Origin of the sequence: Sphingomonas sp. Ant20, assembly GCF_000783375.1 — a bacterium.
Taxonomy (GTDB): domain Bacteria; phylum Pseudomonadota; class Alphaproteobacteria; order Sphingomonadales; family Sphingomonadaceae; genus Sphingomonas; species Sphingomonas aerolata.
This window is the reverse complement of the sequence record NZ_JRVI01000008.1, coordinates 23304-49094: the sequence shown is the minus strand read 5'-3', so window position 1 is coordinate 49094 and position 25791 is coordinate 23304. Positions and strand designations below refer to the sequence as shown.

The following is a 25791-nucleotide window of genomic DNA, read 5'->3' as shown; positions in this document are numbered from 1 at the left end:
AGACGCCAAGTCGAAAACAAAGGAGATCGGCGATGAACACGTTCAGGGGCATTCGAGGATTGCTGGCGCTTGCGGCCGCAGGTACCGCGGCCCCGGCATTGGCGCAGACGGATGTACAGGCAGCCCCGGAGGCGCGGCGGGTGGGAATCCAGGCCGGTGACGTTCTGCTGCGCGCACGTGCAATCCTCGTCGCGCCCAACGAGCATTCCGGCAGCGTGCTGCCCGCCTTTCCCGGCGAAACCGTGAAGGTGAACAACAGCGCGATGCCCGAAGTCGATGTGACGTACATGGCGACGGACAATATCGGGTTCGAACTCATCGCCTCGACGACGAAGCACAAGGCGAGCGGCGAGCGTGGAACCACGGGCGGGATCGGTAAACTGGCCTCGACCTGGGTGTTGCCGCCCACGTTAACGGCGCAATACCACTTCGCGCCAACGTCCCACATTCGTCCCTATGTTGGTGCCGGAATCAACTATACGGTCTTCTGGAATGAGAAGGCGTCGGATGGCCTGGAAGCTGCGGTGGGAAATACCCGCGTCCACATGAAGGACAGCTTCGGCTGGGCTGCCCAGGCAGGTATCGACGTCGACATCACACCCAAGGTTTTCCTGAATCTCGACGTCAAATATATCGACATCGACACCAAGGTCCGCCTCGAAACCACTGCTGCAGGAACGCAGCGGGTGAAGTTGGGACTCGATCCACTGGTGTTCGGCGTCGGCCTCGGCATCCGACTGTAAGCCGCAGCCCATCATATAGGCCAGATACGATCTTCGCCGCGCGGACTCCGCGCGGCGCTTTTCCGTTATGCGTCGTTCCGTGCATCTTGGGCCGGATCGGTCAGCGGCAGTCCTTTCTCAACGCCGCGTACGAAGCACCAATATCAGTCCTGTAAGCGACAGTATCGCCAAGGCAAACCATGTGACGCTGTAGACCAGATGGTTGTTGGGGAAAGGAAACCACGGTCATGCCCCCGCGCGGCCAGCCGCCTGCGGTGGGCGCCGCGTCCGCATCGATGAAGTACGGAGCGGCATGCCCCAACCCGCGCGCCCGAACAATCGCATCGACATCGCGTGAGAACCAGCGATCTTGTGCCGGCTGATTGGAGCGCAGAAAGCCTCCTTTCGGTTCGCTCATCCTCAGCAAGCCAACAACACTCGCCTCGCCTTTCACAAGGCCGCTTCGACGCGTGGTCTGCTCTTTGCGTTCGGAGGGTACGAACCCCCGATTGACCAATACCACGGCACCGCCATCGCTTCGTAGGGGCGTCATCACCCAAAAGCCCGCACCATCCTCGGTCAGTGCCTGCACCAGCGTCTCGCGGTCATTAAGGAAGCGGCCCCGGATGGTGATGTGTCGGTAGGCATCATGCTCAGGGCGGATCGCCGGCCACTGGGCTGGGAGTGGCGCGAGCACGGGCGGCGCGTCCACCCGCTCCGCCACCGCCTCAATCAGCGCCAGCTTCGAGGCGCGGCGCTCGACCTGCCAGACGCCGAGCCCAAGGAACAATGCCGTTGCAAGAAGACTGACGCCCGCAAGCGCCCGGCGCTTGGCTTTGTTTAACGGGGCACCGCCGGTCGCCTGCACCCCGGCACGCGTCCTCAACGCACGGGGCCGTCCATGCCGGGCATCGGCATCATGTTCGTGTTGAGGTGGTACATCACCCAGATCGATCCACCGATCGTGAGGACGACAATTACCGTCGTGAAGAGGAAGGCGAGAAGCGTCCAGCCGCCTTCGGATCGTGTGTCGAGATGCAGGAAACAGACGACATGCACGACGATCTGGATCATCGCCATCGCGAAGATGAGCGCCGCGGTGGTCGCGGCATCGTGCAAGGCGCCCGACATGACGAGCCAGAACGGCACGATGGTCAGCAGGATGGAGAGGATGGTCCCGATCCTGTATCCCTTGCGGCTGCCATGGTCGGGCGTGTCGCCATGGCTGTGGAGCGCGGTGTCTCCCTCGATCGAAGCGCGGCTCACCGGATGACTCCATACAGATAGACGAAGGTGAAAACACCGATCCAGATGATGTCCAGAAAATGCCAGAACATCGACAGACAGATCAGCCGGCGCTTCATGGGAAGGCTGAGGCCGTGCTGGCCGATCTGGACGAGCATGGTGACGATCCAGATCAGCCCGACCGTGACGTGCGCGCCGTGCGTGCCCACAAGCGTGAAGAACGCCGAGAGGAAGGCGCTGCGCTGAGGCCCTGCCCCTTCGGCTATGAGGTGAGCAAACTCGTAGAACTCCACGGTAACGAAGGCCGCGCCAAGCAGCCCAGTGACGGCGAGCCAGAAGCGGGTGGGCCCGACCCGCCCGGCCTCCATGTGCGGCATCGCCTGGCCGAACGTGATCGATGAGGCGAGCAGGAAGGCGGTGTTGAGCGCGACGAGCTTGAGGTCGAAGATCTCGCGCGGAACCGGTCCCCCGGCGTAGCCGGTGCTCACCACACCGTACATCGCAAACAGGGAGGCAAAGATGAGCGCGTCGCTCATCAGGTAAATCCAGAAGCCGAGCAGGGTCGCGCCACTGCCGCTATGGTCGTGGTCTTCCTCTTCAGCGAGGTGCCAGGTCGTGGGCAGGGCATTGCCGTGATCGAGAGCGTGGTCGGTCATGTCAGATCCCCTCGGCAAGTAGCACGCGCTGGCTCTCTGTCCGCGCGACGTCGTCGGCGGGGATGAAATAGTCGCGCTTGAGGTTGAACGTGTGCCCGACGGCAACGACGATCAGACCAGCGAAGCAGAGCGCGGCCAGCCACCAGATGTACCAGACCATGGCAAAGCCAAGGCCCAGCGCCAGACCGGATAGGACCACGCCGGCCCCCGTGTTCCGCGGCATATGCACCGGACGAAAACCGCCCGCCGGGCGCTCGTAGCCGCGGCTCTTCATGTCGTACCAGGCATCCCGATCATGAACGACGGGTGTGAACGCGAAGTTGTAAGCAGGCGGCGGTGACGTCGTCGACCATTCGAGCGTGCGACCGCCCCAGGGATCACCCGTCGTATCGGCAAGTTCGTGGCGCTTCACAAAGCCCATGATGATGCTCATCACGAAGCCGAGGATGCCGACCAGGATGACCAGCGCACCGATCGCGGCGACGACGAAATAGGGTTGTAGCGAGGGATCGTCGAAATGATTTACCCGGCGCGCAGTACCCATGAGTCCGACGACGTAGATCGGCGTCCATGCGATCCAGTAGCCGGCAACCCAGCCCCAGAACGCCACCTTGCCCCAGAACTCGTCGAGCTTGAAGCCGAAAGCCTTGGGGAACCAGTAGACCATGCCGGCGAACAGCCCGAACACCACCCCGCCAATGATCGTGTTGTGGAAATGGGCAACAAGGAACAGGGAGTTGTGGAGCACGAAGTCGGCCGGCGGGATGGCGAGGAGGACACCCGTCATGCCACCGACAACGAAGGTCAGCATGAAAGCGACCACCCACATCATCGGCAGTTCGAAGCGAATGTCGCCCCGGTACATGGTGAACAGCCAGTTGAAGATCTTGGCGCCCGTCGGGATCGCGATCACCATCGTCGCGATGCCGAAGAAGCTGTTGACGCTCGGCCCTGCGCCCATCGTGAAGAAGTGGTGGAGCCAGACGAGGTAGGACAGGATGGTGATGACGACCGTCGCGTAGACCATCGACGAGTAGCCGAAGAGCGGCTTGCCCGAAAAGGTCGCGGTGATCTCCGAATAGATGCCGAACGCGGGCAGTACGAGGACGTAGACCTCCGGGTGGCCCCAGATCCAGACCATGTTCCAGTACATCATCGGCGCACCGCCGAGCTCGTTGGTGAAGAAATTCGTGCCGACGTAGCGGTCGAGCATCAGCAGGAAGAAGGCGGCGGTGAGAGCAGGAAAGATGGCAATCGCTAGGACGTTGCTGCACAGCGCGGTCCAGCAGAACACCGGCATCTTCATCATGGTCATGCCGGGCGCACGCATCTTGATGATGGTTGCCACCATGTTGATGGCGGACAGAGTGGTACCGACCCCTGCAATCTGGAGCGACCATAGATAATAATCGACGCCGGTGTCCGGACTATAGGCGAGTTCCGAAAGCGGCGCGTAGCCTAGCCAACCCGTACGGGCGAACTCGCCCACGAACAGCGAGACCATGGTCAGCACGGCGCCTGCCGCAGTCAGCCAGAAGCTGAGATTGTTGAGGAAGGGAAAGGCGACGTCGCGCGCGCCGATTTGCAGCGGCATGACGAAGTTGACGATGCCAACCACGAGCGGGATTGCCACGAAGAAGATCATGATCGTCCCGTGGGCGGTAAAGATCTGGTCGTAATGGTGCGGCGGCAAGTAGCCGGGGTTCGACCCGAACGCGACCGCCTGCTGCGCGCGCATCATCAGCGCGTCGGAAAACCCGCGAAGCAGCATGATGATCGCCAGGATGATGTACATGACGCCGACCTTCTTGTGGTCGACGCTCGTGAACCATTCCTTCCACAGATAGCCCCAGAGCCGGTAGCGCGTCACCGCACCGACGATGCCAAGGCCGAGCAGCACCACGACGACGAAAGTGCCGAACAGGATGGGCTCGTGGAGAGGGAAGGATTCCCAGGTGAGACGTCCAAAGATCGTCTTGAGAAGGCTGTTATCGGTCATGATAATCCCGAATGGCTAAGATCAGGCCCGCGCGGCGCGCGAGGCGCCGGAGGCGGGAATGGCATCGATGGCGGACATGTCACGGTTACGCTGGCCGCCGGGCTTTTGTGGCCCAGGAGCACCAGTCTTCGCCGCTTGGTGACGTTGGGTCCCGTGCCCTTATCTTCCGGTGCCTTTTGCAATGCGGGAGTAGGCTTGCTGCGGTTACCGGGCGCAGTATTGCGGCCTGCGGGCATGCCGCTGCCGATCCGCCCATCGGCGGGGTCGCCGCCACCGCGGGCCATGTCGTGGCGCATCACATCGACCATGCACGTCTTGCCGGGTTGAACACAGCCGTTCAGCGCCCGGCCGAACAGCCCCGGCGTGACCGACGGGAAGTGCATCACCGGTACCTTCTGGCTAGGCTTCTCCAGAGCGACGTAGCTGGCAGGCACGAGCGGGCTCTGCTTGCTACTCTTAACCTCGGCGACCCAGCGGTTGAAGTCGGCAGGCGCTAGCCCACGCAGCTTGAAGCGCATGTCGGAATAGCCGCTGCCCGTGTAATTTCCGGAATAGCCCCAGCTCTCGCCAGGCTTGTTCAGCACGGCGTTCAGCTGCGACTGCATGCCCGGCATGGCATAGATCATGCCCGCCATTGTCGGTGCGTAGAAGGTGTTGAACTGGCTCGTCGACGTGATCGAGAAGCGGACGGGCACGTCTACCGGCAGCGCCAGCTCGTTGACGGTGGCGATCCCCAGCTCGGGGTAGATGAACAGCCATTTCCAGTCGAGCGCGACAACCTGCACTTCAAGTGTCTTGGTATTGGGCGGCACAGGCCGGCCCGCCGAAAGCCTGTCCAACGGTCGAAAGGGGTCGAGCAAGTGCGTGCTGGTCCAGGTAACCGCGCTAAGCGCGACAATGATCAGCAGCGGGATCGACCAGATCGCCAACTCCAGCGTGGTCGAGTGATCGAAGGTCGGGTCGTAGGTCTTGTTGGCATTGCCGCGACGGTACCGCCACGCAAACCATATCGTCATCGCCATGACGGGAATGACCACCAGGAGCATGACACCGGTAGAGAAGAGAATGAGGTCACGTTGCTGGACGGCGATATCGCCGGTGGGGTTCATGACGACCATGTCGCACCCGCCGAGCAACATCGGCAGAAGGGCGAATGGTAGGCGTACAGCCCGTCGGGCGATGGATGATCCTGCTCTGCGCATGCGTAGGTGATAGGCCGGGCTAGCGCGCCCGCATTTGACCACGGTCAAAGTCTTGTCGATTGCGCGGCGTTAAGGTGAACCATCATCAGCCCGGATCCGGCGCGGCCTGCCCAACGGTGGGTTGGCGTTCGGGAAGCGGCGAAATAGAGGATAGACGGGATGGCAGCCACGACCCTGGATCCGGGCAACTCGACCGCGTTGGAGCGAGACGCCCGGCTCATCAATGCGCGCGACCACCGGATCAAACCCGGTGAAATCGCCGTTGGCGTGATCATCGGGCGGTCGTCGGAATTTTTCGACTTCTTCGTGTATGCGATCGCCTCGGTGCTGGTGTTTCCCTCGCTCGTGTTCCCTTACGTCGATGCGCTCACCGGGACTTTGTACTCGTTTGCGATCTTCGGGCTCGCCTTCGTTGCACGCCCTTTCGGTGCGTTGCTGTTCATGCGGGTGGACCGTAAGCACGGTCGCGGGGTGAAGCTGACCATCGCGATGTTCCTGCTCGGCGGATCAACGGCGGCAATGGCCTTTCTGCCCAGCTATGCGCAGATTGGAAGCGGTGCCGCGGTGCTTCTTGCACTCTTCCGCGTCGGCCAGGGATTTGCGCTCGGTGGCACGTGGGACGGCCTTCCCTCCTTGCTGTCGCTCAACGCACCGCCCAAACGGAGAGGCTGGTTCGCTATGATACCTCAACTGGGCGCACCGATCGGCTTGTTCGTAGCGACCGCTGTCTTCGCATTCCTCCTGACCGCTCTGAAGACGTCCGACTTCCTCGAATGGGGCTGGCGTTATCCCTTCTTCGTGGCCTTCGTGATCAACGTGGTCGCGCTGTTCGCCCGACTGCGCCTGATCTCGACACCAGCTTTCGAAAGGCTGTTCGAAAGCCGGGAGCTGCAGCCCTCACCCCTCTCCGAACTGTTCCGTGATCATGGCAAAGTCGTCCTGCTGGGCGCCTTTGCGCCGCTCGCAAGCTTCGCCCTGTTTCACCTTGTCACCGTCTTTCCGCTTTCCTGGTTCGTACTCACCTCTGGTGAGCCGCCCGTGCGCTTCCTCACGATCGAGTTGGTCGGGGCGGCCGTCGGGCTTGTAGCCGTCGCGCTCTCCGGCCTCCTTGCCGACCGACTTGGGCGTCGTACGCTGCTTGGCATCTCGGCCGTGCTGATCGGTGCGTTCAGCCTTTTCGCGCCGCGGCTACTCGGCCAAGGCGCGGGTGGCGAATGGGTTTATATGATCCTGGGCTTTGTCCTTCTCGGTCTGTCGTTCGGGCAGTCTTCAGGAGTTCTGAACGACCGCTTCTCGCCTCGGCATCGCTATACCGGTGCTGGCACCACCGCGACCGCAGCCTGGTTCATTGGTGCAGGCTTTGCGCCACTGGCCGCGCTGCTGCTCGCCAGCAACTTCGGCCTTATGGCGGTCGGAGGATATCTTCTGTCCGGCGCACTGTGCACGCTCGGCGCGCTAGGCCACGTGGACAAAGGTTGACGCGCGTCTGATCGGTTGATTCAAGGCTGTCTTTTGGAGGCGGCATTGGGCGAGCGGATTGGGGTTTCGGATGATGAGTGGGCTCTGATAGGGCCCCTGCTGCCGTCGGAGCGAGGACGTGGCTGCCGACCCGCGGGAGACAACCGGCCCTATTTCGAAGGCATGGTGTGGATGGCGCGGACAGGCGCGCAATGGCGGCATTTGCCGGATGAATATGGCAAGTGGAACAGCGTGTTCCGGCGGTATCGTCGCTGGGTCGTGACGGGCGTGTTCGAGGCCATGCTGGAGACCCTGGCCGCTGTCGTCGAGCGGGATGTCAGCGCCGACATGATCGACAGCACCGTAGTCCGGGCGCACCACTGCGCCGTCGGGCTAAAAAAAGGGATCAAGAATTCGAAGGGCTCGGCCGCTCGCGAGGCGGTTTCACAACCAAGCTGCACGCCCGCTGTGATGGTCAGGGGCGACCGCTATGTTTCGTCCTGACGCCGGGCCAGGCCCACGACGTGAAGGGCTTCGGGCCCTTGTTCGGGATGCTGGCTGACCGGATTGAGGCCCTGCTTGCCGATAAGGGCTATGACGCCGATGCCATCCGCCAGGAACTCGCCAAGGCGGATGTCGAGGCGGTCATTCCAACCAAAAGTAACCGCCGCATGCCGATCCCGCATGATCGCGAGAAATACCGTTGGCGCAATCTCGTCGAGCGCTTGTTCAGCAAGCTCAAGAACTGGCGCCGTGTCGCAACGCGTTATGACAAGACAGCAGAGTCATATCTCGGCTTCGTCGCGCTCGCATCAGTTACGCTGTGGCTGCCCTTTGTCCACGTGGCCTAGATGACGTCTTCCCTTACGTTCTGACACTTCGCATGCGACCGACCAAGGTGCGGTTGCGGTTGCTCGCGACGGCGCAGACGCCGCGCCGCTACGTACTCATCGAACGCTAAAGGCTGGTAGGATGACTGAGGTTTCGGGTGAGGAGGAACTCCTCGAATTTCTATATGCCTGTCCGATCGGACTGATCGAATGCAACGCGACCGGCGAGATTGGCTTGATGAACCCGAACGCCATGCAGCACTTGCTGCCGCTGGCGGGGCCACGTGACGTAAGCAACTTCTTCTCCACGCTCGAACAGCATGCGCCGGAACTGCGAAGCATGGCAGGAGCCTTTGCGCTGCCTACGGGACGTATCTGTGATGGCCACCGCATCTTCGTCGACCTGGGACCGGGCAGGAGCGGTGCCACGCCAAAGGTCCTCGCCTGTACTCTGGTCAAGCTCGGCGCTGACCGGTTCATGGCAACGCTCACCGATATTAGCCATCAGGTTGTCCAGGAAAACCGCCTGCGACAGGCCGACACCTGGTTCGCCACCCTACTTGACGGCGTCAACGGCTATGCTGCGCTCACGATTACACCAGATGGTCAGATCGCAGCAGCTGATACCCACTTTGCCCGGCAGACGGGGTATGAGCCAACCGACGTGACAGGGCACAACCTTGCCGACGTTCTCAGCACCGATTTGCCTGGCGGCGATCTGCGGCTGGATGAGCAGCTTGCGATCGCCGTTCGCGAGGGATGGCATCTCCAAGAAGGGTGGCAGCAACGCGCTGATGGCGAGCGCTATTGGTGCCAGCGTCTCGTCGTTGCGCGCTCGGCCCGCGACAATGCCGTCCTACCTCGGTTTTCTGTCATTTTGCGCGATGTACCGCGTCGCGAAGCCGCCACGGAGGATGTGCGGCGCCTCTTGACATGTGACCATCTGACCGGCGCTGCAAACCGACGCCATTTCAGTCAAGCCATGACGCGTGAGCAGGAAAGCTGGCGCGAACTCCGCCAGTCGCTATCCCTTATCGTGCTCGATCTCGATCACTTCAAGGCGGTGAACGATACGTACGGCCATCCGGTCGGCGATACGCTTCTATGCCGGGTGACCGAGGCGTGTAGCGCACTCCTGCCACCACGCGGCATCTTCGCGCGTTTGGGGGGCGAGGAATTTGGGGTTCTGCTTCCGCGCTATGATCGTGATCAAGCAATGGAGCTTGCCGAGCGACTTCGCGAAGCGATTGCCGATGTCGTCATCGAAGTTCCATCGGGCACGCTGCGGGTAACGGCAAGCTTGGGCTGTGCGACCCTCGACGAGACCGAAGGATCGATCGACGCGCTCATCGCGTTGGCTGACAAACGTCTTTATTCCGCAAAGCGTGCCGGACGGAACCGGGTCTTTTCAGTTGAGACCAAGGCCGCGTGACGAGATCAGGGATTGGGCGGTTCGCCGTGCACCGGATCGCGTGCGCCGTCACGACCGTAGAAGTACAGCGGTTGCGGGATGGATCCTTGTCCTCGATGCTACCGGGTGAATGGCCTGAAGACATGCTCATCGGCGACGAAGGCTTGGGGCTGGACTCGCTCGAACAGCTTGGGGCGCTTGGCGCTCTGGCCGAAACCTTCGGGCTTGATGACACCTCGTTGGCCGAACAAGCGCCGCAAAAGGTGAGCGACTGGATTGACTGGGTCATGGCGGGATATGAGACGAGGGGCTGTACGATAACCGTCAAGACCTCCGGTTCGACCGGAGCCGCGCGACCATGCGTTCATGCTCTCGGCACGCTGCTCAACGAAGCCGCATATCTGGCAAACCGCTTTGCGACCGGAAGCGGGTAATCGCGATGGTACCCGCCAACCACCTCTATGGAATGATCTGGACTGCGTTCCTGCCGAGTGCGCTCGGCGTCCCTGTCATCGTGCGACCGCTTGGCACCGCCCTTGAACTCGTGGCGGGCGATCTCGTCGTGGCGGTACCGGACCAGTGGCAAGCCATATCACGGATGACGCGACGCTTCCCGAACGACGTCGTCGGCGTAAGCTCGGCAGGCGTGCTCGATGATCTCGTTGCAAAGGAACTCCTCTCGGCGGGGCTCAGCCGCCTGATCGACGTATACGGCTCCTCCGAAACCGGCGCTATCGCGCTCCGACAGGTGCCCGATGCGATGTATGAACTACTGCCTCGCTGGAACCTGGTACCGCGAAGTGATCACGACTGGGATCTCTCGGACGGCGGTGGCACGCTTACGGAAATGCCGGACCTGATAGAACGAGCCGAAGAGCGATGGCTGCGCCCCGTCGGGCGGCGCGACGGTGCAGTGAAGGTTGCCGGACTGAATGTATGGCCGAACCATGTAGCCGAGGTTCTGCGGCGCGCCGACGGCGTAGCCGACGTTACGGTCCGACTGCACGCGAACGGCCGTTTGAAGGCGTTTGTCGTTCCCGAAGCAGGGCTAGAAGCAAGCGATCTGGCTTTTCACCTCGATCGTTTCGTAGTGCAGAATCTAAAAGATCATGAACGCCCCAAAAGCTTTCGCTTCGGAACCGTTCTACCCCGTAACGCGATGGGCAAACTAGAAGACTGGGCATGATGCATTCACCAATCACGTCGGCTGACAAAGCTTCAGCGGTGCCTTTCAAAACGACAGCCGCCTGCCAAGGCTGCAAGACAAGTACGCCGCTGAAGATGGCGATCACGATGGCGTTCCAGCCGATCGTGGATATCACGACCGGCTCGGTGTTTGCCTATGAAGCCCTGGTCCGCGGCACGGATGGTCAGTCGGCCGGCGACGTCCTGTCGAGCGTGGATCCCGACATGATCTACAAGTTCGATCAAGCGTGTCGGGTAAAGGCGATCGAGCTCGCTGGTCGCCTGTTCGTTTCCGACGGAGACGCGAAACTGTCGATTAACTTCATGCCGAACGCAGTGTACGAACTGAGCAGCCCCCACCGGGTGGTCCGGGTAGATAGTTAGTGCATTGTCGCCTCCGCCGCCATTGCCGGGCGTAGGTGGAGCGAAGCGGAACCGAAGGCTGGCAATGGCGGGGTCGCTGCTGCTGGCGCTGGAGGTCGATAGCCCAGGCTGCTGTGTGGTCGGACAGTGTTATAGTGACGCCGCCACGCCTCGATCAGCACCCTTGCCTCGGCGAGGCTGTAGAAGATCTCGCCGTTGAGCAGCTCGTCGCGAAGCGAACCGTTGAAGCTCTCGTTATAGCCGTTTTCCCATGGCGAGCCCGGCGCGATGTACAGCGTCTTCACGCCGATCTGGCCGAGCCATTTCTGGACCGCGGTAGCGATGAACTCGCTGCCATTGTCCGACCTGATATGCGCGGGCGGCCCCCGGGCGATGAACAGCTCGGCAAGCGCCGCCAGCACGTCTTCGTGTTTCAACTGACGTGCGACGATCAGCGCCAGGCATTCCCTGCTGGCCTCGTCGATGATCGTGAGGATCCGGAACTTGCGCCCGTCGTGCGTTCGCGCTTCGACAAAGTCGTATGCCCAGACATGCCCCGGATACTCCGGCCGCAGCCGGATGCACGAGCCGTCGTTCAACCACAGCCGGCCACGCTTGGGTTGCTTCTGTGGCACCTTCAGCCCCTCACGCCGCCAGATGCGTTCGACACGCTTATGATTCACCGACCACCCCGCGGCATGCAGCAGTGCGGTCACCCGGCGGTAACCGTAGCGTCCATACTGCCCGGCCAGCGCAACGATGTCCTCAGTCAGTGCCTGTTCGTCATCTGCCCCACACGGCACTTTGCGCTGCGTCGACCGATGCTGCCCGAGCACGCGACACACCCGTCGCTCGGATACGTCCAGCACCTCTTTCACTTGGTCAATGCAGCGTCGGCGCCGCGCGGGGCTTAGAAGTTTCCCCGTGCCGCCTCCTGCAGGATCAGCTTGTCCAGTGTCAGGTCGGAGATCGCACGCCGCAGCCGCAGGTTCTCCTTCTCCAAATCCTTCATCCGACGAGCCTGATCCGTCTTCAGGCCACCATATTCCTTGCGCCAGCGGTAATAGGTTTGCTCGCTGACCGCGATCCGCCGACACGCCTCGGCGGTCGTCCCGCCCTGGCCCAGGACGATTTCAACTTCACGCAGCTTCCCGATGATCTCTTCCGGCTTATGCTTTTTCGCAGGCATTCGTCGTCCCTTCCTTGATCCAGACTCTCATAGTCGTTGGACCGCTCAGAAGGGGGCAGCTCAGTTAGGCTACACGAACATCACCGGATGTGGCGCTAAACTCCCGAAATCTACCCAACTCGGCAAGGTTGCTGTTTTCCATTTAATTAGTGTGTACCGGTACTCCGCCATCACTCCCGAACCAGGGGTGAGTGGCGGAACGTTGGTTCTCGGGCGCAAAAAACCTCGGACCGTCGGTGTTGAAAGGAACAATCCGAAACCCGGTTCAGCGCTACGGCTTGGATCCTTAGAAGGTGTAGCCGATGCCCACAGCCCCAAGCCACTGGGACTTAGATCCGGCAATGCTCGTTACAGGACTGTCGGCGAAATCGTTGAGCAGACGGACATACGTGCCGCCCGCAACCAGCTTGAACCCTTGCAGCAGATCGCCCGTCAATGAATAGGTGACAGCCCCGCCGAGTGTGTAGCTCTTCCAGCCCTTGCTGGCGTTATAGACCGGCAGCGTGCTTACAGCGCTCTGCGTAGGCGTGATGCTGAAATAGGTGTTCGCGTACCCGCGGCCGGCATGTTCCGCCGATCCGAACAGTGCCAGCGCGGCCTTCGTGCTGACCGGCATTAGATAGCTGACCGTCGGCTGCCAGATTGCGCTGTCATGCGAATTGTTCACGTCGTGGCGATAGCTGAGCGTTACCGACAGCTTGTCGTAGGGGCTGGTGATAACACCGGTCTTGCCGACACCCACATAGCCGCCGACCTCGATCGCGGTCTTGATTTTCCCGAGCGCACGGACGCGGTCATCGTCGATGCCCTTCGTGCTCTGGCGATTGAAGTTGAGCACGCCGATTGGGCCAGCCTGGAAGTCTAGCCCGTTGGACGCCTTGTCAGGAATGAGGTCGATGCTTGCTCGGTTGCCGAGCACACTGAAACCAAAGCCGCCGACCGTTCCGATTGCCACCGGTGCGGCGGACCATTTGTTGTTGTTCGAGCCTTCGTAATCCGGAACAAACGCTGCCCCGACGCCGATTGTTATAGTGTCGGCGTCCGCCCGAGCGGCCATGTCGTCGGGCGCGCCGCGCGCCGCGTCCTGCGCAAACGCAGGGGCGGCGACGCCCACGAGAACAGTGGTGGCAAGCACAGCGACATGGCTGGAAATACGTAAAGTGCGCAACAAGTGAATTCCCTCTGTGATAATGCCGCAACGTCGCGGTCGGAGAATCTGTACGGCCTCGGGCGCCAGGAGGTTTGTTAAATTGAAGCCGTTGTAAATTAGCATCAGTCTCCTCCGGCGTCATACGTCGTCGTCTCACATTCGAGCGCGTTCCCACTGGACGTACACGCCGCTAACGACGTCGGTGTGCTCGGCGTAACGGCTGCTGTAGCCTTCGGGCTTCCCACCTACGCTTCAGGGTGGGAGCACGGAGCGCCCGTACGCAAATAGCCTCACGGAACCGATATCGGACCATCAAGAAGACGTGGGAATTGTGATAGCAGAGCCGTAGCAAGCTTGTTGCCTATCGCTGCAGAGCTCCCCGCTTCGGTGCCATCTACCTGCGCGGTTAGCGCTCTGCCTGCCCAAATGCCTGGTTGACCGTTCCGGAGTGATATTTGCACTCGTAGTTCAGTCACGATGAGATCGTGCACCTCTCGTTTTGTTGAAGGCAAGGTTACCCGAGCACCAACTCCCCAGCTTCCGACATCGGCGGAGGGGCTCCTGACCATTGTACCGGATGTCGCTATTCCGCGATGCTGACGCGTAATCGATATTCTCGCGATGTAACGGCTCGGGCTACCCGCTGGTAGCACTATGAAGTTCGCGTTCAGGAGGGCCTTCTGGACGGCATCGGCATATAAGGTCGGCGATCTCTCAAGCCGTCTTGACGATCGTCGGCGATTTCGATGCTGACAGTCCCAGGCCGTATCCGAGCGGCAGCAGTCATCGCTGTGGGTGATTGTACCGCCATCAGCGGCGGCATGCCGGTCTCTGTCCCAAAGTGCATCGCGCATCTGCCTGTCGTTTGTTGGTATGGTGGCTCAACTGACTGGGGGCGGCTATGTGCCCGCAGGCAATCGCAGTGGCGTGAGCGCGGCGGGCGTTGAAAGCTTTTCGCCAGCAGGCGGCACGTTGACGAGGGATGTCAGGGGCCGGCAGTTAGGATTTTCATAGCCGCGGGGAGACGGCTACTCGAGCTCGCATTGCGCTCCTAAGCCCCAACTCGGGGTTTCCCAAAGGCGCAGCGCTGCGGTGCTGCGCTCTGCACCATGCCAACGCAAAGATGCTTGCCCGAAGGCAGGAGTCGATCGAGCAGCGCGATTGTCCAACACCGGCTGGTTGAACGATAAACGCCAACGCGGTCCTTCGCTACCTGATTTCAAGTTTATCTCGCATGCCCAACAATCAGAAAACCTAGAGAGGTGAAGCGTCCCGGATTTCCCGGAGGCAGTTTGGTTTGAGTCATGCCGCGATAGCGGTTTCCAATTGCGCGGCATAGTATTCAGCTTCGGCCTCGCTGGGCGTGACGTAGCCGATCGGGCCGAAGAGGCGTTGGTTGTTGAACCAGTCCACCCACCGCAACGTCGCCATTTCGACAGCGGCGAGGCTTGGCCAGGAGCGCTGGCGCCAGATGACCTCAGCCTTGAACAGGCCGTTGATCGTCTCGGCGAGGGCATTGTCGTACGAATCTCCGACGCTGCCGACCGACGGCACCAGCTTTGCCTCCGCCAGGCGCTGGGTGTAGCTCATGGCGAGGTATTGCGAGCCTCTGTCCGAGTGGTGGATGAGACGATCGTCGGCGGTAGGACGACGGGCATGGATGGCCTGCTCGAGCGCATCCAGCACGAAGCCGGCGGTAGCACTGCTGCTGACTTTCCAGCCGACGATCCGGCGGGCGAAAGCATCGATGACGAACGCCACGTAGACGAACCCCGCCCAGGTGTGGACGTAGGTAAAGTCCACGACCCACAAGGCATTCGGACGCTGGACCTTGAATTCCCGATTGACCTTGTCGAGCGGGCATACGACCTTGCGATCCGAAACCGTGGTGACGCAGGATTTGCCACGCCGGACACCGGCCAGCCCCATCACCTTCATCAGCCGCTCGACCGTGCATTTTGCGATGGTGACGCCATCGCGCAGCAGCTGCCGCCATACCTTGCGCGAACCGTACAGGCCAAAGCTGTCCTCGTGGACACGCCGGATATGCTCTTTCAGCTCGTCGTCATGCCGGGCGCGAGCGGAACGTTTGCCCGGATCTGCCCGCCGGGCCGCATGTTGATGATACGAGGAGGGGGCGACCGCCAGTTCCTGGCAGATCGGCTCGATTCCCAACTCCTCCCGATGCGCGTCGATGAACGCCATCTTCATCGCCCGGGGCGGTCGAGCTCCGCCATCGCAAAATATGCCGACGCCTTCCTGAGGATCTCGTTGGCCCGGCGGAGCTCCTTCACTTCTCGCTCGAGCAGCTTCAATCTGGCACGGTCATCATCTGCCAGCGCTGCTGGCCCCGCACGCCGGCCAGCATCGTCGCGGCACCAACGCCGCAGCGTCTCCGCCGTGCAGCCGATCTTGCCCGCGATCGACACCAGCGCATCCCATTCCGAACGGTGATCCGCCCGGTGCTCGCTCACCATCCGAACAGCCCGCTCGCGGACCTCAGGCGAAAACTTGTTTGTCGTCTTGCTCATTCTCGATGCTCCTACTCACAAGTGGGAGCCTCCAGGAAATCCGGGACGCTTCACTTCGTCTCGGTGGAAACAGCGGAGGTTTTCCGGTAATCTCACGTCAGAAGCGCAGAGTTCTGCCGTGTCGGGTTAATTGACAGTTAACCAACCCCGACCCTGCGCAAACGGCGCAATTCCGCGCTTGGCACGACCGTTGCTAGGTTGCGGCAATGTGGAAACGTTTCTGCCGCCTGTTCGTGATCAAGACCAAGTTCGAGGCGTATCTCGTTATCTACGGGCTCGGTCTCGGGGCGGTCGAACGTGGCAGCCATTATCTGGAGCAGTATCCGGGCTATGGCGGCTGGCTGCTCGCGGCGGCCTGTTCGACCGCGGTATTCATGGCGGGCGGGCGGCTGATCGACTCGGTCGACCAGTCGCGCGACTGATCGCGCTTTCGCGGCCAACAGTATAAGTTCGTCGCACACCGCGTCCGCGGGCCTATCTGGGAACGCAATGACCGGGCTCACACATCTGCAACGCCTCGAAGCCGAGAGCATCCACATCCTGCGCGAAGTCGTCGCCGAGGCCGAGCGCCCGGTGATGCTCTATTCGGTCGGCAAGGATTCCGCCGTGATGCTGCATCTGGCGAAGAAGGCGTTCTTCCCCGCGCGTCCGCCCTTCCCGCTGCTGCATGTCGACACGACGTGGAAATTCCGCGCGATGTACGATTTGCGCGATCGTGCGGCAGCGGAAGCCGGGATGGAGCTGATCGTCCACACCAATCCCGAGGCGAAAGCGCTCGGGATCAACCCGTTCGACCATGGCAGCCGCCACACCGACATGTGGAAGACCGACGGGCTGAAGCAGGCGCTGACTGCGGGCGGCTATGACGCGGCGTTCGGCGGCGCGCGGCGTGACGAGGAGAAGAGCCGCGCCAAGGAGCGAATCTTCAGCTTCCGCTCGGCGAGTCACGGCTGGGATCCGAAAGCGCAGCGCCCCGAGCTCTGGCGCCTGTACAATACGCGGATCGCCAAGGGCGAAAGCATCCGCGTCTTCCCGCTGTCCAACTGGACCGAGCTCGACATCTGGCAATATATCCTGGCCGAGGGGATCGAGATCGTCCCGCTCTACTTCGCCGCGCCGCGCCCGACCGTCGAGCGCGACGGGATGCTGCTGATGGTCGATGACGAGCGGTTCCGCTTTCGTGAAGGCGAAGTCGCGGTCGATCGGTCGATCCGCTTCCGGACGCTCGGCTGCTACCCGCTGACCGGCGCGGTCGAAAGCGAGGCGGCGACGCTGCCCGACGTCATCCAGGAGATGCTGCTGACGACGACCAGCGAGCGTCAGGGCCGCGCGATCGACCATGATCAGGCGGCGAGCATGGAGAAGAAGAAGCGCGAGGGGTATTTCTGATGTCCGCCTATACGCCCGAGGCGCTGATCGCGTCGGATATCGACGCCTATCTCGATACGCATGCGAACAAGTCGATGCTCCGCTTCATCACCTGCGGCTCGGTCGATGACGGCAAGTCGACGCTGATCGGCCGGCTGCTGTATGATTCTAAGACGATCTTTGAGGATCAGCTCGCAGCACTCGAGGCGGACAGCCGCCGGGTCGGCACGCAGGGCCAGAATATCGACTTTGCGCTGCTGGTCGACGGTCTTGCCGCGGAGCGCGAACAAGGCATCACGATCGACGTCGCCTATCGCTTTTTCTCGACCGAAAAGCGGAAGTTCATCGTCGCGGACACGCCGGGGCACGAGCAATATACGCGCAACATGGTCACCGGCGCGTCGACCGCAGACCTGGCCGTCATCCTGATCGACGCGCGCAAGGGCGTGCTGACCCAGACCCGCCGTCACAGCTATCTGGCGCACCTTGTCGGCATCCGCGAGATCGTGCTCGCGGTGAACAAGATGGATCTGGTCGGCCATGACGAGGCGCGGTTCGACGCGATCGTCGAGGAATACCGGACCTTTGCCGCGTCGATCGGTATCGACCGCTTCACCGCGATCCCGTTGTCGGGACTGACCGGCGAAAACGTCGCGACCCAGGCGGCGACGATGCCCTGGTACACCGGACTGCCGCTGCTCGCGCACCTCGAGACCGTGCCGATCAACGCCGACGCGCGCCAGGCGCAGTCCTTCCGGCTGCCCGTGCAATGGGTGAATCGCCCCGATCTCGATTTCCGCGGCTTTGCCGGCATGATCGCCAGCGGCACCGTGCGCCCCGGCGACAGCGTCCGCGTCGTCCCGTCGGGAAAGACGACGACCGTCGCGCGGATCGTCGCGCTCGGCGGTGACCTGACCGAGGCGGTCGCCGGCCAGTCGGTGACGATCGTGCTCGCCGACGAGGTCGATTGCTCGCGCGGCGACGTGATCGCCGCCGCCGATGCGCCGCCCGAGGCCGCCGACCAGTTCCTCGCGACCATCGTCTGGATGTCCGACACGCCGCTCGTACCGGGCCGCGGCTATCAGCTGAAGCTCGGCACCCAGGTTGTCGGGGCAACGGTCCAGCCGCCGCGTCACGTCGTCGACGTCAACACGCAGGCCGAATTGTCCGCCTCCACGCTCGCGCTCAACGATATCGGGGTCGCGGAGGTCTATGCCGATCGCGCGATCGTGTTCGAGCCTTATGCCGACGGCGCTGATCTCGGCGGGTTCATCCTAATCGACCGCGCCACGAACGCGACCGTCGCGGCGGGCATGATCGGATCGGCGCTGCGCCGTGCGCAGAACGTCCACTGGCAATCGATCGACGTCACGCGCGAGGCGCATGCCGCGCAAAAGGGTCAGTCGCCCAGGATTCTCTGGTTCACCGGCCTGTCGGGCTCGGGCAAGTCGACGATCGCGAACCTGGTCGAGAAGAAGCTGTTCGCGCTCGGCCGGCACAGCTTTCTGCTCGACGGCGACAATATCCGTCACGGGCTCAACCGCGACCTCGACTTTACCGAAGCCGGCCGGATCGAGAATATCCGCCGGATCGGCGAGGTCGCACGGTTGATGGCGGATGCCGGGCTGATCGTGCTGACCGCGTTTATCTCGCCGTTCCGCGCCGAGCGGGACATGGTGCGTTCGATGGTCGCCCCGGGCGAGTTCGTCGAGATCTTTGTCGACACGCCGCTTGCGTCTGCCGAGGCGCGCGACGTCAAGGGGCTCTACGCCAAGGCACGCGCCGGCGAGATCGCCGACTTCACCGGCATATCGAGCCCGTATGAGGCGCCCCAGCGTCCCGACATCCGGATCGATACGACCCGCGAGAGCCCGGAGGCCGCGGCCGAGCGCATCGTCGAACATGTCATCGGCGTCTGGAGCTACGACCTGTGACGACCGACCTGACCGATGCCGGACTCGCGCGCTCGGTGGCGCTAGAGGCAGGCGCGCTCCTGCAGGAGATCCGGGCGCGAGGGACGATCGTGGGGGCGGCAATGGGGGCTGTGGGCGACCGCGAGGCGAATATGCTGATCATCGACCGGCTGCGCGCCGAACGCCCGAACGATTTCATCCTGTCCGAAGAATCGCTCGACGATCGCAGCCGCTGTGCAGCGCAGCGCGTCTGGATCGTCGACCCGCTCGACGGCACGCGCGAATATGCCGAGGGCCTCGATGACTGGGCGGTGCATATCGGCCTCGCGATCGATGGCGTCCCGCGCGTCGGTGCGGTTGCGGTGCCTGCGCGCGGTGCAGTCTTCGCGACCGACGATCCGGCAAGGACCTGGGCACCCGCAGGCGAACCGCTCCGGATCGTCGTCAGCCGCTCGCGAGCGCCGGACATCGCACGTCGCGTCGGTGCCGCGATGGGGGCGACCCTGGTGCCGATGGGATCGGCGGGTGCCAAGGCGATGGCCGTCGTCGATGGCCGGGCCGACGCCTATCTTCATGACGGAGGCCAGTATGAGTGGGACAATTGCGCCCCGGCTGCGGTTGCGATCGCCGCGGGATTGCATGCGTCGCGGATCGACGGCAGCCAGCTGGTCTACAACTGCGTCGATCCGCTGCTCCCCGATCTCCTGATCTGCCGTCCCGAACTCGCCGCGTCGATCCTCGCGGCTTTGGCCGCAGCGCGCGACTAGTCGGCCTTGGACCTCACGTGGAGATAGCGGCTCGAAAAGTCCGCGACCTCGCGCAACGCGGTCCAGCTGGGAATGCTGATCCATCGTCTGGTGCGGACGATCAGCCCTTCGCTTTCGAGCAGCTTCATCGTCCGGTTGACATGGACCGCGGTCAGCCCGAGCGCGTCACCGATCTGTTCCTGTGACATCGGCAGCTCATAGCCCCTGACCCCGTCGAGACCCTGCGCGTCGAGCCGCGCTGCGACTTCACACAGGAAATGCGCCAGCCGGGTCCGGGCGTCGCGCCGCCCGACGTTCAGCGCCCATTCGCGGAAGATTGATCCCTCGACCAGCGTGTTGACGAACAGCGCATGCCCGATTGCCGGATGCGACAGGGCCAGGCTCTGCAGCGCCGCGCGCGGGATGATCGCCACCTCGGCGCGCGTCAGCGTCTGGACGTTGTGGTCCGCGAGATCGAGAAACAGATGCTGGAGATCAAGCGGCTCGCCGGGAATGTGCAGCGACACGATCTGCCGCAACCCGTCGCCGGTGACCTTCTGGCGAAACGCATAGCCCGAGACTAGCACCGAGCAATGCTGGAGACTGTCGCCCTCGCGGACGAGATAGGCGGATGCATCGAACGTGCGGACATGGTGCGGCAGGGCCCGGATCGCCTCGCGATCACGTCGGTCGAGCGTCGCATGGGTTTCGAGCTTCCGGATCATCAGCGCGAGAGGCGATGATGCAGTCTTTGCGGGGGTCGGGGACGATGGAGCGATGGCCAACGCAGTTCTCCAGTCGGTGTGACGGGAGCGCGCGCATCTCTCTGTCGTCGGCGGTCAGGAACGGACCAACGATGGTACCGCTATAGCAGGCTGGCGCGCCACGACCAGCACTGTCAATCAGGGGTTGGTGAAAGGGCCTAGCGCTCAGCGCGGATGCAGGCGGGCCAGCGCAATCCCGGCGAGGTTGTGGGACCGGCCGACATGGCGGATCTTCACGGTCTCGAACGTCGCCGCGAGCGTCTGAAAGGCGTCGCGGTGCGCGCGAAGCTCAGCCGATCGACAGCGTGCAGTACCACGCGCCTGCCCCACCACCAGCGCGGAGTCCCCGCGCAGATCGACCGAGACCGCGCCAAGTTCGCGGGCGATCCGCAGCGCATGGATCGCCGCCAGCCATTCCGCATCGCTATTGGTGCCGTGGCCGCAGTCGTCCAAGATATGGGTCACGCCGCGAACGACGACTCCGATTTCGATGCGCCCCGGATTCGGACGACAGCCGCCGTCGAAGAACAGCTTAAGCGGAACGCTGGGCATCGTCGTCACCCTCCGGGGACGTCCGGCCCGCCCAGGCGAGCGCGCCGCCGACGACCAGCAGGATCATGCCTGCCTTGCCGGAACCTCGACGCAGCGCACCCAGCCCGCCGACCGCGAGGAGAACCGACGGCATTGGCGCGCGCGCGGCCCGCGATGCGGCCGCGGTCTGCGCGGTTCGCACGCCACGGCGCGGTTCTGCCACATCGGGCGTGTGTGAAGGCGGGGGCGTCGTCACGGTCGCATCGGCAACGGCGGCGCCACGCGCACCGGCCGGGCGTTCGGGCCCTGTGGTTGTATCGCGGGTGGTGCGATGCTCGAGCTCCGCGTTGAGCTCGGCGCCGAGCAGAAAGACATAGGCGGACAGCCACAGCCAGGTCAGCAGCACGATCACCGCGCTCAGCGAGCCGTAGGTCGCGCCGTAATTCCCGAAATTGGCGACGTAGAAACCGAAGCCGATAGTCGCGGCGAGCCAGATCAGCGTCGCTGCAAGCGACCCCGGGGTCAACCACGCCCATTTGGCATGCGCGCGGTTCGGCCCGTACCGATACAGGCACGCCGCTGCTGTGACGGCGAGCATTGCCAGCACCGCATAGCTGGTAAGCCGCAGCAGCGTCAGGACGAAATCGGGAGCCCCCGGTATCATGCTGTCGAGCAATGCGAAGGCCGCGGTAGACAGCGCGGCGGTCAGCGCCAGAACCACCGCGCCCGCGGTGATCGCGAATGCGAGGATGTATAGCGAGAAGAACCCGCGGGTCTCGCGTTCCTCATAGGCGATGTTAAGCGCGGTGACGATCGATGATGCCCCCTTGGACGCACCGTAGAGCGCAAGCGCGAGCGCGAGGATCAGTCCGAACCCCTTCTTGCCCTCGGACGTGCCGACCACGGTGGCAAGCTGGTCGCCGATAACCTTGGCTGCGTCCGCCGGCAGCACCTGGAACAGACCGCGGATATTGGCGACGACGGTCGCCGTGTCCGCGACCAGCCCGTAGATCAGCACGATCGAGGCGAGCAGCGGCACGATCGCAGCGAATGCGTAAAAGGCGGTGCCGGCGGCGATAAGCCCGATATTGTCGTCGCTGGCTTCCGCCCAGCTGCGTTTCAGCACCGACCACCAGGTGGCCATCGACATCGACCACGGGCTCGTCGCGTCGACGGGCGCGTCGCCGTTTGCCACTGCATTGCTCACTCAAAAATCCCCTTGGCCGCCCATCGCGCCGTCCCGATCCTTTGCAAACGCCGCGGCCGCGATTTCGTGCCGCGACCGGAACAGGTCAGAGGTCGCGCAACGCCGGGGCTGGCCTGGCGCTGAGGATCGGCCAGGCCCCGATCAGCCCGATCGCCATCGTCAGCCCCGCACCTACGATCAGCGTCGCAAACACCGCCGGATAGCTCGGCAGCCATGTGAACGCGAAGACCTGCGTGACGACATACCACGCCCCCCCCCAGCCCCAGCAGCAGCGCCACCGCGGACAGGATCACCGTCAGAAACGCATATTCGAGCGCTTGGACGCCGAGCACTTGGAGACGGGTCGCGCCGAGCGTGCGCAGGATCACCCCGTCATAGGTCCGCGCTTCGCGTGCCGCGGCGATCGCACCGATCAGCACGGCGATACCGGCAAGGATCGCGACCGACGCCGCTGCGGTGATCGCGGTCGCCATCTGCCCCACGATCGTCCGCAACTGCCCCAGCACGTCGCGCACCTCGATCACCGACACCGAGGGGAACCGCGGCAGCAGCGCACGCATCACCGCCCCCTCCTCGCCACGGTCGAGATCGATCGTCGCCGCCAGATTATGCGGCGCGTCGGCGATCGCGTTGGGGGAAAAGATCATGACGAAGTTGAAGCCGAGCGTATCCCAGCTGATCCGCCGAAACGAGGCGATCCGCGCGCTCCGCTCGACACCCAGCAGGCTGTACTGGATCGGATCGCCGATCTTCAGACTAAGCGCCTTGGCCAGCCGTTCGTCGATCGACACCAGCGGCGGCCCGGCATAGCCGCGTGGCCACCAGCGTCCCGCGGTGATCTGGCTGCCGTCCGGCAGCGTCGCGGCATAGGTCAGGCCGCGTTCGCCACGCAGCGCCCAGGCGCCTTCGGGCAAGGTCTTGAGATCGGCGACACGCGTCGTCGCATAGCCCGTGATCGTGCCGCGCATCGCGGGCACGGTGGTCACCACCGGCTTGCGCGCGGCCTCAGCGACCGTCCGGCGGAATTCGGCTTCGCGCTGCGGCGGGACGTCGAGCGCAAACAGCGCAGGCGCGCGCTGCGGAACGGTCTGCGCGATATTCGCATCGATGCTCGTCCGGATTGCCGCCAGCAGGACGAACAGCGTCAGCCCCAGGCCGAGGGCGACCACCAGCGTGCCGGTCCGAGCGCCGGGACGGTGCAGTGCTGCAATCGCAAGCCTGAGCAAAGGCTGGCGCGCCCGCGGCAACCGCGCAGCCGCGATCCGGATGACCCAGCCGAACCCGGCGAGGAGGAGCAGCACGGCCGCGACCGCCGCAAGGAACCCCGCGCTGAGCCCGGGCTGTTCCGCCGTCAGCAGCGCGAGCGCAACGAGCGCAAGCCCGCCACCGGCGACCCAGGGCAGCGTCCGGCGCAACGGTACGCGCCGCTGACCGGCATTGCCACGCAACAGCACGACCGCCGGCACGCTTCCGGCTTCGACCAGTGCTGGCGCGGTAAACGCCAGCGCGATCACCATGCCATAGGCGGCGGCGAGCAGCAGCGGCACGGGCTGCACTGCAAAGCTCGGCGCGACCGGCAGCACGTCGCCCGCGAGCGCGACGATCAACGGCACCGCCGCGGCGCCGGCGATCAAACCGGCTAGAATGCCGATCCCGGCGACGACGACGATCTGGATCAGATAGACCCGGGCGATCATCCCGGACGTCGCGCCAAGCACCTTGAGCGCGGCGATGCTCTGGCGCCGTGCGGCGAGATAGGACGAGACGCCATTCCCGACGCCGATACCGGCGATGACGAGCGCGGAGAGGCCGACGAGCAACAGGAACTGGCCCATTCGCTGGACGAAGCGTTCTGCACCGGGCGCGGCACGGTCCCGGGTCTTGCTTTCCCAGCCCGCGGACGGGAATGCCGCCTTGATCCGGTCGACCGCGCGCGTGGGCGCGAGTCCCGACCGGAGGCGGACGCGATATTTGGTCTCGTACAGGCTGCCGGGCTGGATCAAGCCGGTCCGCGCAATCCCGGGCAACGAAACGATCGCGACGGGCCCCAGGGTGAAGCCTTCGCCCAGCCGGTCAGGCTCCTCGGCGAGGACATGGTCGACCACGAACTCGGCCGTACCCAGCCGGACCCGGGCGCCGCGGCCGACGCCCAGCCGGTCGGCGAGCGCGGGCGCGATCCAGATCCCCAAGTCACGCGGCGGCTCCGCTGCGCCCCCATCGGCAAACCGGACGGTGCCGTACAACGGATAGGCGCGGTCGACGCCCTTCAGTTCGATCGGCACGCTGGCCGTACCGCGCACCGCCGTCGCCTGCATGCGCACCGTCTCCGATACGGTGCCGAGCGCGGCCATCGCGCGACGCTCCTCGGATGTCGCAGCGCGCTGCGACGTGGCGAATTCGACGTCGCCACCCAGGATCGTGCTGCCGCGACTTGCCAGTTCGCCGTCGATCGCGCGGGTCAGGCTGCCGATCGCCGCCAGCGCGCCGACCCCCAGGAACAGACAGGCCAGCAGCAGTCGCAGGCCGCGGAACCGCAGATTGAGCTCGCGCCTGGCCAGACGCCAGGCGAGCCGCCAGTCGGTCATGCCTTCGCGCCCGTCACGGACCGCAACTGATCGCGGACGATACGCCCGTCACCGAGTTCGACGACCCGGTCGCACCGCGCCGCGAGGACCGGATCATGCGTGATGATGATCAGCGTCGCGCCCGTCGCCGCGCGTCGATCGAACAGCAGGTCCATCACCGCCGCACCCGTCGCGGCATCGAGGTTGCCCGTCGGCTCGTCCGCGAAGACGAGGTCCGGCCGCGGTCCCAGCGCGCGGGCGATCGCGACACGCTGCTGCTCCCCGCCCGACAGCTGGGTCGGATAATGCCCGGTACGGTGGCCGAGCCCGACCGCCTCCAGCTCATCGGCGGCGCGTGCGAACGCATCGGCCATGCCGGCAAGCTCCATCGGGACGGCGACGTTTTCCAGCGCGGTCATCGTCGGCAACAGATGAAATGCCTGAAGCACGATGCCGATACGACCACGCCGCGCGCGTGCCAGCGCATCCTCGTCGAGCGCGCCGAAATCGAGTCCCGCCACCTCGACCTCTCCGCCGCTCGCCTGTTCGAGCCCGGACAGCACCGCCATCAGCGACGATTTGCCCGACCCTGAGGGCCCGAGCAGCGCCACGCTGCTGCCCCGCGCAATGTCGAGATCGATGCCCTTGAGGATCGCGGTCGCTGCACTCGCACTGCCGAGCGTCAGCGTGACATTGCGGGCCGATATCACCATATCGTCGGAGGTTGATCGGGACATGGAGCACTTTACGTTGGAGC

At 63.8% G+C, this 25791-nt stretch carries 24 protein-coding genes and 1 other annotated feature; of the genes, 11 read left to right on the top strand and 13 right to left on the bottom strand.

The genetic code is table 11. The features are described from left to right. Nucleotides 1-32 precede the first annotated feature (32 nt). Nucleotides 33-743: an OmpW family outer membrane protein gene (locus NI18_RS02140; RefSeq protein WP_084214960.1), complete on the top strand. Its 711-nt coding sequence runs from the start codon at nucleotides 33-35 to the stop codon at nucleotides 741-743. A 100-nt stretch (nucleotides 744-843) separates the two neighbouring features. Here the strand turns inward: NI18_RS02140 and NI18_RS02135 are convergent, their stop codons facing one another. From NI18_RS02135 to cyoA, 5 genes are read right to left on the bottom strand one after another with little or no spacing between them, the layout of a single operon-like run. Then, nucleotides 844-1590 carry an SURF1 family protein gene (locus NI18_RS02135; RefSeq protein WP_347574787.1) on the bottom strand — a complete coding sequence of 249 codons (747 nt, stop codon included), beginning with the start codon at nucleotides 1588-1590 and terminating at the stop codon, nucleotides 844-846. A gap of 14 nt (nucleotides 1591-1604) precedes the next feature. Further along, a complete protein-coding gene (cyoD, locus tag NI18_RS02130; RefSeq protein WP_052148925.1) occupies nucleotides 1605-1988 on the bottom strand; it encodes a cytochrome o ubiquinol oxidase subunit IV in 384 nt (127 codons plus the stop codon). Further along, entirely contained in the window at nucleotides 1985-2623 is a 639-nt protein-coding gene (gene cyoC / locus NI18_RS02125; RefSeq protein ID WP_037527739.1) for a cytochrome o ubiquinol oxidase subunit III, read from the bottom strand. The genes cyoD and cyoC overlap by 4 nt, the downstream gene beginning before the upstream one ends. A gap of 1 nt (nucleotide 2624) precedes the next feature. Next, a complete protein-coding gene (gene cyoB, locus NI18_RS02120) occupies nucleotides 2625-4622 on the bottom strand; it encodes a cytochrome o ubiquinol oxidase subunit I (protein WP_037527738.1) in 1998 nt (665 codons plus the stop codon). Further along, nucleotides 4619-5740: a ubiquinol oxidase subunit II gene (gene cyoA / locus NI18_RS02115; RefSeq protein WP_306286182.1), complete on the bottom strand. Its 1122-nt coding sequence runs from the start codon at nucleotides 5738-5740 to the stop codon at nucleotides 4619-4621. Before cyoA ends, cyoB begins: the two co-directional genes overlap by 4 nt. A gap of 243 nt (nucleotides 5741-5983) precedes the next feature. On the opposite strand from cyoA, the gene NI18_RS02110 reads away from it, so the two are divergent. From NI18_RS02110 to NI18_RS02085, 6 genes are all read left to right on the top strand, one after another. Further along, the gene (locus NI18_RS02110; RefSeq protein ID WP_037527736.1) at nucleotides 5984-7303 is read left to right on the top strand and encodes an MFS transporter; all 1320 of its coding nucleotides are present in this window, start codon (nucleotides 5984-5986) and stop codon (nucleotides 7301-7303) included. 57 nt (nucleotides 7304-7360) lie between these two features. Beyond that, a protein-coding gene (locus NI18_RS22865) for an IS5 family transposase (protein WP_306286198.1) occupies nucleotides 7361-8133 on the top strand; the annotation gives its coding sequence in 2 pieces (ribosomal slippage) (nucleotides 7361-7696 and nucleotides 7699-8133; 771 coding nt in all). Between the two features lie 121 nt (nucleotides 8134-8254). Next, nucleotides 8255-9544: a diguanylate cyclase gene (locus NI18_RS02095; protein ID WP_037527730.1), complete on the top strand. Its 1290-nt coding sequence runs from the start codon at nucleotides 8255-8257 to the stop codon at nucleotides 9542-9544. Between the two features lie 122 nt (nucleotides 9545-9666). Next, a complete protein-coding gene (locus NI18_RS21960; RefSeq protein WP_052148924.1) occupies nucleotides 9667-9957 on the top strand; it encodes a hypothetical protein in 291 nt (96 codons plus the stop codon). 5 nt (nucleotides 9958-9962) lie between these two features. Continuing rightward, on the top strand, nucleotides 9963-10709 hold the full coding sequence (locus NI18_RS02090) for a hypothetical protein (protein WP_128082027.1): 747 nt from the start codon (nucleotides 9963-9965) through the stop codon (nucleotides 10707-10709). Between the two features lie 95 nt (nucleotides 10710-10804). After that, entirely contained in the window at nucleotides 10805-11092 is a 288-nt protein-coding gene (locus tag NI18_RS02085) for an EAL domain-containing protein (protein WP_347574786.1), read from the top strand. Here the strand turns inward: NI18_RS02085 and NI18_RS02080 are convergent. From NI18_RS02080 to NI18_RS02065, 3 genes are all read right to left on the bottom strand, one after another. Beyond that, nucleotides 11089-12260, bottom strand: a protein-coding gene (locus NI18_RS02080; protein WP_128082026.1) for an IS3 family transposase whose coding sequence is annotated in 2 segments (ribosomal slippage) — nucleotides 11089-11996 and nucleotides 11996-12260 — 1173 coding nt in all. Because the reading frame shifts where the segments join, the coding sequence is not laid out codon by codon here. The genes NI18_RS02085 and NI18_RS02080 overlap by 4 nt on opposite strands. A 286-nt stretch (nucleotides 12261-12546) precedes the next feature. Continuing rightward, nucleotides 12547-13533 (bottom strand): MipA/OmpV family protein, encoded by a 987-nt coding sequence (locus NI18_RS02070; RefSeq protein WP_084214958.1) that lies wholly within the window; start codon nucleotides 13531-13533, stop codon nucleotides 12547-12549. A 1179-nt stretch (nucleotides 13534-14712) separates the two neighbouring features. After that, a protein-coding gene (locus tag NI18_RS02065; RefSeq protein ID WP_128082025.1) for an IS3 family transposase occupies nucleotides 14713-15941 on the bottom strand; the annotation gives its coding sequence in 2 pieces (ribosomal slippage) (nucleotides 14713-15653 and nucleotides 15653-15941; 1230 coding nt in all). Further along, nucleotides 15544-15660, bottom strand: a sequence feature (AL1L pseudoknot). Its footprint overlaps the gene before it by 117 nt. 206 nt (nucleotides 15942-16147) lie before the next feature. Here NI18_RS02065 and NI18_RS02055 point away from each other — a divergent pair. The 4 genes from NI18_RS02055 to NI18_RS02040 all read left to right on the top strand — a co-directional run bounded on the left by NI18_RS02055 (nucleotide 16148) and on the right by NI18_RS02040 (nucleotide 19989). Continuing rightward, a complete protein-coding gene (locus NI18_RS02055; protein ID WP_031441137.1) occupies nucleotides 16148-16363 on the top strand; it encodes a hypothetical protein in 216 nt (71 codons plus the stop codon). Between the two features lie 67 nt (nucleotides 16364-16430). After that, on the top strand, nucleotides 16431-17330 hold the full coding sequence (gene cysD, locus NI18_RS02050; protein ID WP_031396556.1) for a sulfate adenylyltransferase subunit CysD: 900 nt from the start codon (nucleotides 16431-16433) through the stop codon (nucleotides 17328-17330). Next, on the top strand, nucleotides 17330-19243 hold the full coding sequence (gene cysN / locus NI18_RS02045; protein ID WP_037527719.1) for a sulfate adenylyltransferase subunit CysN: 1914 nt from the start codon (nucleotides 17330-17332) through the stop codon (nucleotides 19241-19243). Before cysD ends, cysN begins: the two co-directional genes overlap by 1 nt. Next, the gene (locus NI18_RS02040) at nucleotides 19240-19989 is read left to right on the top strand and encodes a 3'(2'),5'-bisphosphate nucleotidase CysQ (protein ID WP_037527717.1); all 750 of its coding nucleotides are present in this window, start codon (nucleotides 19240-19242) and stop codon (nucleotides 19987-19989) included. Before cysN ends, NI18_RS02040 begins: the two co-directional genes overlap by 4 nt. Here NI18_RS02040 and NI18_RS02035 read toward each other — a convergent pair. The 5 genes from NI18_RS02035 to NI18_RS02015 all read right to left on the bottom strand — a co-directional run bounded on the left by NI18_RS02035 (nucleotide 19986) and on the right by NI18_RS02015 (nucleotide 25747). Then, nucleotides 19986-20753, bottom strand: coding sequence for a Crp/Fnr family transcriptional regulator (locus tag NI18_RS02035; RefSeq protein ID WP_306286181.1), 768 nt, complete (start codon nucleotides 20751-20753; stop codon nucleotides 19986-19988). The two genes, NI18_RS02040 and NI18_RS02035, sit on opposite strands and share 4 nt — an antisense overlap. Before the next feature lie 144 nt (nucleotides 20754-20897). After that, nucleotides 20898-21284 carry a ribonuclease HI family protein gene (locus tag NI18_RS02030; RefSeq protein ID WP_037527831.1) on the bottom strand — a complete coding sequence of 129 codons (387 nt, stop codon included), beginning with the start codon at nucleotides 21282-21284 and terminating at the stop codon, nucleotides 20898-20900. Then, nucleotides 21265-22470 (bottom strand): YihY/virulence factor BrkB family protein, encoded by a 1206-nt coding sequence (locus NI18_RS02025; RefSeq protein WP_306286180.1) that lies wholly within the window; start codon nucleotides 22468-22470, stop codon nucleotides 21265-21267. The genes NI18_RS02030 and NI18_RS02025 overlap by 20 nt, the downstream gene beginning before the upstream one ends. Then, on the bottom strand, nucleotides 22467-25055 hold the full coding sequence (locus NI18_RS02020; protein ID WP_347574785.1) for an FtsX-like permease family protein: 2589 nt from the start codon (nucleotides 25053-25055) through the stop codon (nucleotides 22467-22469). Before NI18_RS02020 ends, NI18_RS02025 begins: the two co-directional genes overlap by 4 nt. Further along, entirely contained in the window at nucleotides 25052-25747 is a 696-nt protein-coding gene (locus NI18_RS02015; RefSeq protein ID WP_306286179.1) for an ATP-binding cassette domain-containing protein, read from the bottom strand. The genes NI18_RS02020 and NI18_RS02015 overlap by 4 nt, the downstream gene beginning before the upstream one ends. Between the last annotated feature and the right edge of the window lie 44 nt (nucleotides 25748-25791).

Excerpts from the sequence above, each read along its gene's own strand:
- NI18_RS02090 (WP_128082027.1), top strand. The coding sequence starts at position 9,963 with ATGGTACCCGCCAACCACCTCTATGGAATGATCTGGACTGCGTTCCTG.
- NI18_RS02140 (WP_084214960.1), top strand. The coding sequence starts at position 33 with ATGAACACGTTCAGGGGCATTCGAGGATTGCTGGCGCTTGCGGCCGCA.
- NI18_RS02095 (WP_037527730.1), top strand. The coding sequence starts at position 8,255 with ATGACTGAGGTTTCGGGTGAGGAGGAACTCCTCGAATTTCTATATGCC.
- NI18_RS02110 (WP_037527736.1), top strand. The coding sequence starts at position 5,984 with ATGGCAGCCACGACCCTGGATCCGGGCAACTCGACCGCGTTGGAGCGA.
- NI18_RS02070 (WP_084214958.1), bottom strand. The coding sequence starts at position 13,533 with ATGCTAATTTACAACGGCTTCAATTTAACAAACCTCCTGGCGCCCGAG.
- cyoC (WP_037527739.1), bottom strand. The coding sequence starts at position 2,623 with ATGACCGACCACGCTCTCGATCACGGCAATGCCCTGCCCACGACCTGG.
- NI18_RS02085 (WP_347574786.1), top strand. The coding sequence starts at position 10,805 with ATGGCGATCACGATGGCGTTCCAGCCGATCGTGGATATCACGACCGGC.
- NI18_RS02030 (WP_037527831.1), bottom strand. The coding sequence starts at position 21,284 with ATGCCCAGCGTTCCGCTTAAGCTGTTCTTCGACGGCGGCTGTCGTCCG.
- NI18_RS02055 (WP_031441137.1), top strand. The coding sequence starts at position 16,148 with ATGTGGAAACGTTTCTGCCGCCTGTTCGTGATCAAGACCAAGTTCGAG.
- cyoB (WP_037527738.1), bottom strand. The coding sequence starts at position 4,622 with ATGACCGATAACAGCCTTCTCAAGACGATCTTTGGACGTCTCACCTGG.
- cysD (WP_031396556.1), top strand. The coding sequence starts at position 16,431 with ATGACCGGGCTCACACATCTGCAACGCCTCGAAGCCGAGAGCATCCAC.
- NI18_RS02020 (WP_347574785.1), bottom strand. The coding sequence starts at position 25,055 with ATGACCGACTGGCGGCTCGCCTGGCGTCTGGCCAGGCGCGAGCTCAAT.
- cysN (WP_037527719.1), top strand. The coding sequence starts at position 17,330 with ATGTCCGCCTATACGCCCGAGGCGCTGATCGCGTCGGATATCGACGCC.
- NI18_RS02015 (WP_306286179.1), bottom strand. The coding sequence starts at position 25,747 with ATGGTGATATCGGCCCGCAATGTCACGCTGACGCTCGGCAGTGCGAGT.
- cyoA (WP_306286182.1), bottom strand. The coding sequence starts at position 5,740 with ATGGTCGTCATGAACCCCACCGGCGATATCGCCGTCCAGCAACGTGAC.
- NI18_RS21960 (WP_052148924.1), top strand. The coding sequence starts at position 9,667 with ATGCTCATCGGCGACGAAGGCTTGGGGCTGGACTCGCTCGAACAGCTT.